General features: G+C 35.1%; 6 protein-coding genes. 3 read left to right on the forward strand and 3 right to left on the reverse strand.

Translation table 11 applies throughout. The annotated features are described in order from the left end of the window. Positions 1 to 17 precede the first annotated feature (17 nt). The 3 genes from AC58PV_RS21590 to AC58PV_RS21600 form a co-directional block, all read right to left on the reverse strand. On the reverse strand, positions 18 to 1,718 hold the full coding sequence (locus AC58PV_RS21590; protein ID WP_497434486.1) for a carbon-nitrogen hydrolase family protein: 1,701 nt from the start codon (positions 1,716 to 1,718) through the stop codon (positions 18 to 20). A gap of 75 nt (positions 1,719 to 1,793) precedes the next feature. Further along, on the reverse strand, positions 1,794 to 2,078 hold the full coding sequence (locus tag AC58PV_RS21595; RefSeq protein WP_497434487.1) for a hypothetical protein: 285 nt from the start codon (positions 2,076 to 2,078) through the stop codon (positions 1,794 to 1,796). Between the two features lie 2,359 nt (positions 2,079 to 4,437). Next, positions 4,438 to 4,698 (reverse strand): hypothetical protein, encoded by a 261-nt coding sequence (locus tag AC58PV_RS21600; protein ID WP_497434488.1) that lies wholly within the window; start codon positions 4,696 to 4,698, stop codon positions 4,438 to 4,440. A gap of 1,871 nt (positions 4,699 to 6,569) precedes the next feature. Between AC58PV_RS21600 and AC58PV_RS21605 the strand changes: the two genes are divergently transcribed. The 3 genes from AC58PV_RS21605 to AC58PV_RS21615 are packed head-to-tail and all read left to right on the forward strand — an operon-like array spanning position 6,570 to position 14,051. Further along, entirely contained in the window at positions 6,570 to 9,449 is a 2,880-nt protein-coding gene (locus AC58PV_RS21605) for a fibronectin type III domain-containing protein (protein ID WP_497434490.1), read from the forward strand. 30 nt (positions 9,450 to 9,479) lie between these two features. Beyond that, positions 9,480 to 13,385 (forward strand): S8 family peptidase, encoded by a 3,906-nt coding sequence (locus tag AC58PV_RS21610; protein ID WP_497434491.1) that lies wholly within the window; start codon positions 9,480 to 9,482, stop codon positions 13,383 to 13,385. Between the two features lie 12 nt (positions 13,386 to 13,397). Beyond that, positions 13,398 to 14,051 (forward strand): hypothetical protein, encoded by a 654-nt coding sequence (locus AC58PV_RS21615; RefSeq protein ID WP_497434492.1) that lies wholly within the window; start codon positions 13,398 to 13,400, stop codon positions 14,049 to 14,051. The last annotated feature ends 647 nt before the right edge of the window (positions 14,052 to 14,698 follow it).

Consider the following 14,698-nt stretch of genomic DNA (forward strand, 5'->3'; position numbering starts at 1 on the left):
AACCTCCAAGCCCAAAATTATTCTTTTATCGAACTCAGAGCCTTAGTAACAGTTGCCTTATCAATCCTTGTTTGGCTCAAATCAAAGAAAATATATTCATCTGAATCATCTGGTCGATAATAGACAACTAATTTATGACGAATTTTAGAATGCATCTGTTGCCTTATATCATTAACTTGCCTCTCTACATCATAATGATTAGTATAGGCTGAAATGATGCAAAGTACCGATTGAAATGGATTTAACTCCTCAATCGGAGCATCCTTGGGGTATACGTTACCATACTTCGTCGTTGTCTCTGCGGTTTCCGAATCAATATACAGCCTATGGTTATTTACTAGCTCTTTGAACTCTTTTGGGAATCGCTGTCGTTTTAGCAAGGTAACTAATCGTTTATACAGACCAGCTTTACTTCTCCTTTTAGTATCCGCCTCCGAGTCAGATCCGAACATCATTCGTGTGACTAGTTCATCGTCTTCAGCTTTCAATTCACCTTCAAAAAAGTGTCCGAAACAAAGCCCAAAGAAAGCATCCGAATCATGTGGATCTGCATATAACGGGAAATCATACTCTTCACCGAAACTATCGACCAAATCTTGAATGGAGTAGGGCGGATCACATGGTGCAGGCATCCACCTTCGTAAGGTTTCAACGAAGCTATAACAGGATACTGTCACTGGTTCATGGTGCGCTGTAAGCACAGGAAAGACACCGAGTTCAAAGCCCTTGTTAATATCAAAACGCTTGCAATGCTCTCCCCTATGGCTGTACCAAATTTCTGTATGTTTATGTAAAGCGTAAAATGTTCCTTTATCAAGGTTCTTTGTTCTTATATCTTTTTTGGCAACTGTACCATCAGATGACTTTTTATAGAAAGCCGACCAAGGCTTATTAAATTGTATATTATCTATTACGGTTCCATCTGCCCAGTTTAGCGTTATAAGCCTAATATCTCTACCCGCATTCCTATTAAAAAGCCCATCTCTAAAAGTACGAAAGCCCTGATGTCTTGGATTGGGATTCAACTGTGCATGAAAAATGGTTAGATTTTTCCCCTCAGTCTTATCTAAAAATTCTTGCGGACTAACACTTAACGCATCAGAACATATCAAAGAAAGGAAGCGATTTTGATCAGCTTTGGCACCTGATAAATCAAATATATAGACAAGTTCTCCTTTACATAGACCGGGCACTTCATAATCATTCCATACCTCTGACATTGGAACTGTTTTGAATTGAGGAAGAATGCACAAGGTCTTCTCATCAATTAAAAACAAATAAATAAGTACATCGACAAAATTCCTTTCCAAAAGACGAGAATATGCATTCCGTATAACTAATGTACAACCTGTGCTTTCCCAATCATCCATTTTTCTACGGAATTCTTGTAAAGAATAACCCTCCATCCCTAAGCACCATAAAGTACCTTTTGCTGGCCAAAGATCAGGGTCATGAACAATCTGATTCAACATTTCGTCTGGAAACGAGTATTCTGGGGTAAGCACAAGATCAGCACGTGTTTCCTTAGCTAAGTGAATAAATGATTCGGCTTTCTTGAAATGAGCTGAGGATCCTGAGTATACACCACGTTGTAGATCTGCATTAGGTACACCCTTGCATTGCCATTGAAGTACTTGCACCGGGTTAGTATCAGAAAGACAAACTTGAAGTCCAGAATGTTTTGGTATGAGTTCAGAAACGTTAATAAAAGCGGCCATTTTACACCTCAAGCTGACATTATTATCCTAACAACATTTTACATGCCAAGATGGTTTCTGTAAAATATTATCGTATTAGCCTGGAATTTCTTGTCGATAAATAGAGAGTAATTCTTTTTCTAATGAGTCTATCAATTCAATTCTGTCTAAATAGCAATAAATTTCCTGGAGATAAGCAAGAATTACATGGTGTTGAAGTCGCACATAGTGGAGAAAATCCGCCTCAGTTTCCCCTTTATAATAATGCACCCATTTTTTTTGTGTCTCCATTATGATTCCATTGAATAAAGCAGTTCCTAATTGCCATAAGTCATTCCGATCCATTTCAATAATGACGGATTTATCTTTAATATTTAACATAGCGCGAGAACCTCCTACTGTATTCATAAGATTCTCTTACTATGTATACTTTAACTTCGGGTGGATTTAGAATCATCAGACTAATTTTATCGGCTTCAATCTACACTTACTTTTGTCATTTACAATGATTCGTTAAATTGCCTTTATTGCTTTAGTAAACCCATTGGTTTTAATTTTTATTATATTCCTGATACCTATACATGATAGGTAGTCCTCGAGAGAGGACATCCTGCTGGACGCAAAATACCGAACACAATTAAACGTGTTCGGTATTTTTATTTTTCAATCCCCAAATCACAGGAAACATGTTCTATCAATCAGAAACACAATGAACATCTGAAAAAGTTATTCACCGAATTCCTAATAGAGCATCTAGACAGCGTCATCTAAAGTTATACCTACACTTCTTGACAACAGTAGAGCTTATGGACGCCTCTAAGCAGCAGCCAGTTTCCATTAAAGGTATTGGCTTTGATAAAAACACGCCAAATCACTGCAATGTTACAGTTAGTAAAAATTCTTACAATTCCTATCCAAAATCCTTATATCATTCGCCACGTTCAAGCGTTGCAGCGCATCTCTTATATGCGCACAAGATCGTTCAAGTGGAGACTCAATCCCATCGTCTGAATACGTAATTTTGAGAAAACACTTAAAAGAGGCTGGGTAAATCATAAGCATTGAAGTGCTCGACCATCTCGTAATCGGCAAAAACCGTCTGTAAATAATGTATTTGCATGTTAAACAATACGCTCCTCACTTATTCCAAACTATATCGGTAATATCCCTACTATTTCATATTGAGACCTTTCAAAAGGAAGTCTATCTTTTTTTGGGGGGAGAGATGAAAAAACATGGAAGCTATAGGCGAAAATATCTGGAAGTTTAGGCAAAGGTGTAATGAAGCAAGAGCTACTTGCCCTGAATGAAAGTGTGAAGACATCTTACATGGGTCAAATCGAACGTGAAGAAAGAACCAAACGATTAAGGTTCTTGGTTAAATAGAATCAGCTTTGGGAACTCTCCTATTTTATTAACCTCCTATGATCACATAGAAGAGGAACAGGCTTCATTTGTCATAGTAATCAGTCATTTACCATTCTAACCTTTGAAGAAGTTAAGCATTATCTGTTAGAAGTACTTAAAGATAATACCAACATCGTTATCGATAATCCAATACAATACGACTCGTACAAGTTGCTTGGGGGCTAAGACTCCTACCAAAACTTCTTTTTGAAACTTAGAATAACACACACGCCACGAAAAGCCTTCCCCCACAAGGGTTATTCTCCACGACAAAAAAAAAGGAACCCAGCCAACGGGGCTGGGTCTCCTGTATTTTTGCGTGTTACCGTGGGTATCCTATAATGAACTAAAAGCTCCTTGAGCCTTGATTTATAAGGCTTTCGGGGCTTTCCCTTTTTCATAATTGTCTTAGTGTTACCCACAATAACCCGCAATTATTATTGGTTGCCGACCAAAAACCGACCACCTCTTACTCTATCTTGTAAGCTATGGTTAGGCTTAGCGGTAATTCATAGTAATATTTGTCGTATGCTGATCACGCTGGATTTATTTTGATTTATTTGAGAAGATATTTACATGCAATACTATGGATGATTTTATCTTCTATAAAGCTTTATTTCTTTATTTGGATTATACTACTATTTTTATATTTATGTCTAAACACTTCCTCATAATTGTATGAGTAACTACGTTTTTCCCATATAGAATGATTTGCATCCTCTATTTTATTATAACCTTTAACTTTCACTTCGAAATCCTGTATTTTGATCTCAATGTCAGATATGTTTTTAGCTAAATCATATGTATATTGCTTATACTCACTCCTATGTCTAAACTCTGTAATTACTACTTTTTATCGGTAACAGTGATACTATTAATGGGTTCATGTGGGAATTCATAGGCGTGCATATAACCTAAGATACCTCTTTCTTGTCCACATTATGCACCCAATTGGTTTATCTCCACTCCAAAACAACCGCAGACCAAATTAATTGATAATTTCTAAGTTTAATTTTATTAAAGCACCATTCTCATAAATTTTTGCAGAAAAGGATTTACCATGTTAGTCCCCCAAATAGGAGAGTAATACACCTCATATTCTGACTTGGTATTATTATCTAATAAGTCAAACATATAGACTGTTGAGAAAAAATATGTTTCCTTTTGCGCCGTTCATCCCATTTATGATATTTATAGTTATGCGTATTATTAATATAAACTTTTTCATGATCTTCGTCATACGAAACTGTATTATCAAATAGTTCCGAATGATTTCTATCAACTGCATACTTTAACCAACTTGCTTCATAAGCTTTGCCAGCAAATTAATGCTTTAACCAAACTTTTCCTCTTTTTGCTCATCCAATAAGCTATCAGCTATCCAAATATTATAATAACTCGCTACAGCAAAGAACTTTTTCCAGAGTAGTTGATCTTTTGTAGTCTTACTGCAAAGAAACTTTTCAGCCACCTCCATATATCTCAATAAAATATCTATTTTCACTTGCGTAATTTCATTTACCCACATATCAGATATACTTAATAAATATTGAATTTGCCATTTACCTGATTTTTCTTTTAATGATACAAACAATATCTTGATTAAGTCTTCTAATAATATTTGCTTTAATACACTGCTCTTTAAAACTAATTTTTATATCTTTTACATCGGCAATCTCATTATTTTTCCATATATTTTCAACTTTGTAATCACTTCTTCTCCGAAATCTTTGTGCATGTTTTTATTTCTAAATGCAGTCACAGTGCTCTCTAATTTATTTCATTATAACCATTAGAAGTAAACTGAACGGCATATCAATTTCTATTATTTATAAAATCATTAGCAGAGTAATTCTTTATTTCTATGCTCTTTTGTTGAAAGCTATACATTCGATCAAAAACTCCGCAAAAATTGGTTTCTCCCCTCAAGGTCCTCGTAAAACACGTCAAAGAACCTCGGTTTATTTTCTTCTCGGATTATTATCAATAAGACACTACGTTCATTTAACGGAACAGCCGTATACAGAAAGTAACATATACTGGTATGGAGGGTTGGTGATTCAATTAATGGGTAGCCTCCTACCCGATCTTAACTAATTTTTCTTTTAAGAAGGAGATTATCATATTAATTGTTTAAATCTCACAACTATGTATTAGAACTATAAAAAAAACAAGATTTTAGTTAATTAATTATTTAGTTTGAGTAACCCCCCTGTTTTCTCGACAAAAACCCTATGATTTCGACATTTTCTCTTACTGCAAATAGAATTAAAGTAATATATAGTTAAAATTGTTGTTATAAGTTATCGAAAGGGGTATATAAATGTCTCTATTGTCTTGAGTGATGAGTAGGTGTAGAAACGTTGGGGTAGTTTCCGTAAGTATTTCTCTTTTATGAAATGTGCAGATGTAAGGATCGAACACCCACTACAGTAGTATGAAACCTTTACGAACGCGATAAAGTTTTAGTCGTATGAAGAATACAGCTATAAGAAGGAATGGACCAATGGAAAGAACGAAAGTATGTTTGTAGGATTTAAAGTTCCTATATCCTACGTGAGTTATCAATTTATATTTTTTAAAAAAGGTACAATTAAATGATTGGTTTTAGATTGTTTCTCTCATCTGCAAAGCAGGAGTTGTTTACTCAACTTTCGCACTGAAAAGCGCCTCAAATGGAGTACTTGAAGCTCGCAAAACGATGGTGGAGCGTGACCATACAGAGATCACAATTAAGCTTCAGGCAGAACTGCGGGGTTAGAACAGGACCAGTGTCTATCGCTACAGATACAAGAACAGTGACAGCGATGTGAATATCCTGATCATGCGTCAGATCGATAAAATCTATAAGATGCAACTTACATTGGTTATCGACGTTTTCTTCAAGGCCGGGGGCATTGAGGTCAACCGTAGGCGTGTACGACATTTTATGAAAACATTGGGTTAGCAGCAATCTAAAACCGAAACCTAATTTAAGCAAGCGATTCCATGCCTAACATATCCATCCCTACTTATTTCGAGACCTAGCCGTTGACCAGCTGAACCAAGTTTTGGGGATTGGCGTCACGTATATCCGTATGGACAGTATCTGTTCAACATCATCAATAGGATAGCCACAAAGTGATCGATTATGAGCTTTTCAATACGCATGAGAAGTGCTTTTTTCACAGTGTCTGAAGCGTGTATTCACTAATTTGGCGTGGTCGTCGCACTTCAACAACTGGGTGCACGATGAATGAAGTTGCCGCAGAGACAGGAAAGAGAATCTCAAAACTGATTCATTGTCAGCTCCAGGATTAGTTTGCCGGTTTGCCAACTTGCATCAAGGTCTATTTACCAATTTCGAAGTGCGAAAGTTGAGTTATTAAATAGCAGACCAATCCTTCCATTTTTTTGTAATATTAGTAATTTGACAGATGTATTACTGTTGTTGCCATTTTTTATCTATAGGGAGGCAAGATTATTGTGGTATATTACAAGATTCCCAAAATATTTTTAATGGTTTTTCTCCTTTTAAATTTTTATGATGTTTCCTATGCAGCCTTTGATAATTCTCCTCTTTCATTGAATTATTCGAATGAATTACCAAATAGTCCTACAATAGAGAAAAATTACGAATTAGAAGAACACAGCAATAATAGACTAATGAATTTAAACTCAGAAAATCAATTAACAGTCAAAGAACAAGTTTATGGCAAACCATTTATTTCTTTGAGAAAACAAGAATTATTAAGTAGGAGAACTTTAAATAGTAAACATTTTAGAAATGACGATGGCACAATTGAAGCACTAATTTCTACACAACCAATGCATTTTATAGATGAAAGGGGCGTATTTCAAGATATTAATACTGAGCTAATTGATGAACAGCAATTATTATCTGATGATAGCAGAACTTTATCTATAGATTCAGTTGCTGAAGTTAAAACTTTTAAAAACGATGCAAAAAACAAAAATTTAAAATCCAATGATATGGATTTTAGAGCTACTCAGGTCCCATTTAGTCCAGTTATACCGAAAAACATAAAAAAAGGTTATAGCATAAGTAAAGAAAAAGATACTTTAAAATTCATACCTCTTAATGCCGAAAGTGTTACCGGTTCAGTATACTCTAAGGACTCAGTACATTACTCAAATGTTTGGAAATACTCGGACCTCATATTGCAAGTAACTCCCGAAGGAGTTAAAGAGTCAATAGTGTTAAAAAATTCACTTGCACCTTCATTATTCTCTTTTGAGATTAAAGGTAAATTAAATAGTGACTTTTCATCAGATATATTTAGTATTAGTCCTGCATGGTTGGTGGATTCAAATGGTATTACTAAAGAAGTAACACAGAAGATGAGAAAAGAAGGAAATAAATCGTATTTAGACTTAAGCGTAGACACCAGTGGATTGTCATACCCAATAATTATAGACCCTTCAGTTAATGTTAGCATCTTCAGAATGGGAGCTATCGTGCGTAGTGGAGGCAGTTACCCTCCGATTCAACAACAATTTGTGACAAATTGTTATGGAAGTTGTGGATTTGCAAGTAAGTCAAAAAACTCTGGACAATTTGTAAATTCAACTGGGGTAATACAGTGGGATACATCAAGTATACCAAAAAGCGCTATGGTCAATTCAGCTACATGGATAGTACAAGGAATTGGATATAATGGTGATCGTGATAATAGATTATTAATTCTCGAGTGGTATAATCAATATTTTGAAGGTGCATACACAACTGACGCAAATCCGAGTGCGAATTTGATTAATATATATAACTTTTCCGGCACAACAATTGGTCTAGGATTAAATAATGCTAGTGGATTTATTAATAAATCGGGAATTACTGGGTTACGCGCCACGATAAGCGGCGGTGCTCCATATTCAAGTAATTATGTAGATATATTAAATAGTAATTTAAGTATAACCTACACTGACACAATTGTTGTTGATAATAATCCACCAACATTCGATGGAGTTGCTTTCCCACTTTCTGTGAGTCTTAGTAATGGTTTTTATGATTTACTGATCTCTGGCGTTAAAGATGCTGAATCTGGAGTCAAAGCAGTCAGTGGTTATACTCGATCTGAAATGGCAGGAACCGCTTGGGCTTACGATTCAGCAGTGAATTTAGGAAATGGAACTTGGAGAATGACCGCTCAGTTTAGTAGATTCAATAATAATCCAGGTAAGTACATTAGTTATTTTGAAATTATTGACAATAATTTCAATGTAACTAGATCTCCTGAATATGTTGTATATGTAGTTGATATTAGTGTTCCTTCTATACCTAGTAATCTCAAATCAACAGAACAATCAGCAACAAAAGTTAGTTTGACTTGGGACCCATCGTCATCAGTATCGGGAATAAAGGAGTATCGTGTTTTTAATGGATCCAATTTCATTGGTACTTCAACAACTACACAATTATTAGTCACAAATCTTACCGATAACACGTCATATAATTTCTCAGTTCAAGCAATTAGTAATTCAGGAGTTCAATCTGAAAAGTCTGCACCCATCACTGTAATGACAAAAAATATAACACCATTGAACTTATGGTCCAGATTACAAACAAAAACATCGATTACACTTTCTTGGGAAGTGACAAACCCTGAATTAGTATCTGAATATGAGGTGGTTCAGGATGGAATTTCTATCGGTAAAACCACCTCACAAGAATATGTAGTTAGCAATCTAGAAGAGTATACAGAATATTCATTTTTCGTAATGTCAAATGAAAAGGACACAAGTTATTTTTCACCTCCGAGAAATTTATTAAAAGTCAAAACGTTGGATGAGACTGCACCCACTGAACCTACAAATTTGGGTTGGACCCATATTACGGATACTAGTATTGACTTAAGTTGGACTCGTTCTTTTGATGAAGATTCCGGTGTTAAAAGTTATCTTATAATTAATAATGATATCGTAGTAGGCGAAACAAACTTGACAACATTTACCCTTAAAGATCTCGAGCCTGCAAGTTGGAATGCGTTTAAGATTAAAGCGAAGGATTACGCTGGTAATTTAAGCGAAAATACTTTGAGTTATTCAGTTTTTACTTCTGACTACACACCTCCAAGTCCTCCTATAAATGTACACATAATGAATAGCAGTAGCGATTCAGTAACAATTGCTTGGGACCCCTCCGAAGATAACAATAAGTTTGGTGGTGTTCCGTATTATGGCATTTATATTAACTCAGTTTATTTAGGTATTGTAACTACTAATTATGCAACAATTACAAATATGTCGGAATTTGCTACATGTGATATTCAAGTAATAGCATATGATTCTTCTCTAAATATATCTAAAAAAAGCAATTCAATTAAATGGGGTAATGGAGCACGCTAAACGAATATTATTTTAAAGGAGACGACTAGAATGCGATTGTTACGGAAATTGATCATTTTCATAGTTATAGTTGCAATGTTATGTACCTCATTTAGCTTTGCATATGCAGCACCTGTAAATGCCAGTGAAGCAAAATTATTAGATCTGGAACTCAAAGCTCTACCTATTAAACCTGATAAATCAATAAATGAGAATGTAGAAAAAAAAGAAGCAAAAGATAAGAAAAAGTATATCGTTTCATTTAAAAAGGAACACGATTCATCGACCTTTTTAAATAAAAATTCTAATAGTAAGAGAAAGAAAATAACTTCAAACCTAATCAGTGCTGAGCTTGATGAGAATGAATTAAAATCATTGGTGAGCGATAGTAGTTTAGATTTTTTTGAGTTAGACTCCTCTGCTCAAGTCTCGGAAATTAAAGAAATAGAATATAATGTAAATGAGACAAGTAGTAAAGAACAGTTTCCTTGGGGAATAAAGATGATTGGAACCGAATTAATTTTAAATAAGTATAGAGCCCCCAAAATAAAAGTTGCAGTAATTGATACTGGAATCGCCCCACATCCTGATTTAAGAATATCTGGTGGAATAAGTTTCTTGGACAATTCAAGCTACGATGATGATAATGGACATGGTACACATGTTGCCGGTGTTATTGGAGCCCTTCAAAATAATATAGGAGTAGTGGGAGTAGCACAAGATGTGGAGTTATATAGCGTCAAAGTGTTTGACTCGAACGGACAAGGTAATTACAGTAAGATTATTCAAGGTATTCAATGGGCAATAAATAATGGAATAGATATAATAAATATGAGTTTCGGTGGAACTAATTATAGTCAAGCACTTCATGATGTCATTAAAGATGCTGATAAAAAGGGTATACTTATGGTTGCTGCTTCTGGTAACCGGGGAGTAGGCAATGAAACTGAAACATACCCTGCATTATTTCCAGAAGTAGTATCTGTTGGAGCTGTGGACGAAAGCTCTAAAAGAGCTCAATTCTCTAGCACTGGAAAAGAAATTGATCTTGTTGCACCTGGAAATAATGTTTTAAGTACCATTCTTGATGGGAAATATGGATTAATGTCTGGTACATCTATGGCAGCACCACATGTTACAGGTGCAGCAGCTGTTGTGTGGAGTAACTTTCCCAACTACACTGCCTCGGAACTTAAAAATAAGCTGTATGAGAGTGCCGGTAAATTGGGAAATGTCGTTGAATATGGTAATGGAATACTTAACGTTGCGAGAGCTCTAGGAGTGCTTCAACAGGAAAATCAAGACGTATCAGCGTCTGGTCCTGAGATAAAGCTAGTTGAAGGTGAAAATAATCCAAACATCGAGACTGAATATGATGTTTTTTATCAAGAAATAAGTAAGTTACTGAGAAAGCTTACGAAAATTAGTGATGCCATTGAAATCGATACTGAAAGGGAATATTTATTAGCACAAATTATCGAGAAACGTGACCTGTTAGATAAGCTAATCGAAACAATTAAGACTGCAAAAAAATATAACGATTTGAATAATCTCTTACAGGATTGTGTGAATATTTCATTAAAATACAGAAAACTACAAAGTGATGATGGGTTTATTGATGAAGTATTCCTTGCAAGCGCAAATCCAAAAAACTTTACTACTACTCCTGATTCTGAAAAAACAGCAATTTTTAATAACAATGAATATCACGTATATACATTTAAGGCAGACAAGAGTGGTCAAATTAAAATTTCACTAGATAGAACAGCATATTCCAAATTAGAGTTTTATAGTAAGAATGACGGGAAATTGTTATTTGAATCGTCTTCATATGCAAAAGGAAAAACTGAAGCCTTCCCCCAAGTTGTCGATGGTTTCGACTATGAGGTGAGAGTTAAACCAACTGAGGAAATTGATAGTGCATCAAATTATACTTTTTCTATTAGTGATACATATACCCCATTACCGAGAATTAGTAATATTGAAATAACTCGCTATAATGGAAACAGTGTAACATTAAAGTGGGGATCAGTTCCCGGAGCGAAATCTTATAATGTGGGTGATAGAATAACAAACAGTACCGAATACACAATTTATATGGATTCAGGTACTACTCTAATAACCTTCCTTAGTGCAAACGACAGTGAGGGGCGTGCGGGACAGTCAGTTTTCATTGCAGTTGGTACAAACCACTCTACGCAGCCAATATCAGTGAATCAGTCTGTTAATCTCAGCGAGAATAATGCGCAGTCAAGACTTTATAAATTCATACCTAGTGTATCTGGGTCTTATACTTTTGAAACTAGTCCTTATGATGGCACAGGTGCTTCTAATGATACAGTTATAGACCTGTTTTCTGATGAAGCTCAGTATAATTTGTTGTCAACGAATGATGATTTAATGGTAGGGAATCGTTTTTCAAGTGTAAGGTATAATTTAATAGCGAATACACCTTATTTCGTGAGAGTTAGACCTTATTATTTTTCAATCTCACACAAACTATATTGTAGTTTTAAAATAAGTTCGGATACACCTAGACCTGTTGCAGGAACTATTTCCCCCGACCAGCTACTTGATGTTTCAGTCGCATCGAATAATGCTAACATTTATAAATTTACACCAACGGAAGATGGCAGCTATTCTATATACACTATGCCTTTGAACAACGTTGTCAGTGATACAATGCTAGAAATTTATGATGATCCTAATTTAAAAAACAGAATTGACCAAAATGATGATAGTAATGATATAAAATTATCATATATACGAAAAAAATTAAATGTTGGGTATACTTATTACATTTTAGTAAAGGGAGCATCAAATGAAGCCATAAGCACCCGATTAGGAATCGTAAATACCCCCGAATGGTACTACACTACGGTAATAGATCGACAAGGAATAAGTAAAAGAGTTTATATTTCGAATTTTGATGAATATGCAAGAAACCAAAAAGCAATCATTATTTCAGATAATAACTCTCTTTTAACTGAATACCAACATTACAACAGTGGTTGGACAGTAACGAGTAGATATGCTTATAATGGAGGGATTGATCATCCATCAAATGTAGCTGCTCTTTCAATGGATGAGAATGAAGCTAATATAAGCGGTTTTTGGAGTAATCTTAAAGAACTTGACTTTCAGGGTATTGTTGATGATATTTGTAATGATATTTTAAATAAAGTTAATTTAAAAACTAGCGATTTTCAGGAAGAGGACGATTTATATTACTTTAATCAAGGAATAATGGTTGGGGTTGATGACCATTTATTTTCAGGCTTTTTTGGGGAACATATATTTGATTTTGATACCTATGAAGATGAATCCTTATATTTAGCAGGTCATATTCTAGTTGGTATTGCATCAATAACCACATGGGCAAGTGCAGCAACTGGATCGAAGATAGCATCTTATGCTGCACAGGCTACATCAATAGCTTCCGGTACTGTTGCGGTTCTATCGGCTGCTTCAGTGGCAGGTTCACCCGCGTCAGTTCCTGCTGCTGGAATTTCAATTACAGCTAATCGTGCTAAAGTAATTCTAAAGGCGGTATCTGTATTCGCTACAGTAAGAGCGGGTATATCAACTGAAGTGTTGCTATCAACTAACGGAAAGTTACAAAATGCACCCAAATATACTTACTCAAATAAGAGAGATAATTTAATTAAAGAATATGGAAAGTTCCCACAAGACGGAAATAAATACCATGCACACCATCATTTCCCGAATAAATTCAGAAGTTTCTTTAAAAGTGTTTTTGGATCTGATCAAGAAATTCATAAACCTAAGAATTTAGATTGGATTGAAGCCACAAAACATCTACGTGATAAGTCAGCTTTAAATACAGAATGGCAAAATTATATAAATGCTCTTAATGGTGTGACGCCAACAGTGGCGGAGGTACTTGCAAAAGGAAGAGAAATCGCTAAGAAATTCGGATATTTAAACCGATTCTGAAAGGAGTTAAATATGAAATTCTTTTATGTATCCCTTAGCCAAGGGAACAAGCCAAGGTTTGCTTATGGTACAGAGGTTGCAGATTTGGGTAATACTGAAGAAATTGACTGTTCTGATTGCAATAGGCAATGGAGAAGGTCAGTCGTACCAGAGACATATGAAGTCGCACTAACAAATACTAACTATCCAAATTTTTTATCTACTTATAAATTTCCTCTTGTTTTAGAAAAAACAAGTCATCTTATGCGTGAAAACCAAATTTCCGGGTTTTCCACTATGTCTTTTCCGGTAATTTCTACTAATAATTTAACAATAGAGCAAAGGAGATATATACGTGAAACAGGGATAAATGTTAAGAAAATGGCAGATAATCCCCCAGTTTACGAGAGATTTGATATTGTTTCTACCGTTCACTTTCACCCTAGCTCAAATGTGGTTACAGAGGATTGTAATAAATGTAGCTACAAAAGAGCATATTCACCTGGTAATCAGGTTGTAGATTCATTTACTTCATTTAAACTTGACTTATCAACTTGGAATGGCAATGATCTTTTTAGAATCCCCTATTTTTGGCCAAAAGTGATTTATTGTAGCGAACGTTTTTTGGATTTTTATCACGAAAATCAACTCGTTGGTCTAGCATTTGAAGAAATTGAAGCAATTTAGAGTTAAAAGATTTCTTGCAATATCAGTCATGTAACAAGAATATGCTACATGATACTTAGCTTGAACCTGTTGAGAAAACCTCAACAGGTTCATTATCATAATTATTACTTCGTATATCCGATGCTCTGGTGTTATAAGATTATCCCGATTTTTCAGTGGTGGAATGTCCAAAGACGTAAAAATTCGGGTATTTCAGTTTCTATGAACATGCGATAACTCTCAACGACTAATCCCCCTTTTGTCCTTCAAAAACATTATAGACACTTAGCAGCGGTTCTTAATCGAGTTTCCCATATCTTCAAGTAGAACATACGCAAATGCTGGAAACAGCTTCCTCAGCCCTAATAAAATGGCAGGATTAGTTTCACTGCTCAATATGTGGTACATATCAAAGAATTTGCTGTGCCTTGTGGATTTGAATTCCAAGTAATCAACATGTGCCTTTTCTATATCAACAGAAACCACTGGAATATCCATATATGCACCTAACTTCAAAATCAATATATTCTGATTATACTAGGGACTCAAATTCATAGAAAGAGCCTGCAGCTGCAGCTGGTCTTCCTCCATCTCGCTTCTTAATACATACTCTAGCAGCTCTTCCTGCCGGGCTTGTCCCATGCTAAGCCGTTACAATGACAAAATTT

This window comes from Paenibacillus sp. J22FR83, assembly GCF_059691955.1.